General features: G+C 53.1%; 1 pseudogene. It reads right to left on the bottom strand.

Annotation, left to right across the window (positions count from 1 at the left end):
• A pseudogene (locus MXD62_RS08235) lies at positions 1 to 257 on the bottom strand (ABC transporter substrate-binding protein); the annotation flags it as partial.
• Between the last annotated feature and the right edge of the window lie 50 nt (positions 258 to 307).

The raw sequence follows: 307 nt of genomic DNA on the forward strand, positions 1-307 counted from the left end.
TTGGTGTTGAGGTAGTCGATGTACGCCTTTTCCCCCTCCGCGTACGGCTTGCCCACATCACCAGTTCCGCCCGTCTCGTCAAACAACCCGCCGATCTTGATCGTTCCTTTGGCAGCCGGTGCAGTTGGTGCCGCAGGCGCATTTGTGTTGCCTGTCGAGGCCGGAGCGCTCGCAGGTTGACTGCCTCCGCCACAACCGGCGATCAAGAGAGTGGAGAGAAAAGCTGCGGACATCATATTGATCCATTTTTTCATCATGAGTTCCCCCTTGTTTTTTATATTGTAAGAAAGCTGTAGCTTTTCTTACT

The organism is Frankia sp. Mgl5 (assembly GCF_023242985.1).
GTDB classification, from domain to species: Bacteria; Actinomycetota; Actinomycetes; order Frankiales; family Frankiaceae; genus Parafrankia; species Parafrankia soli.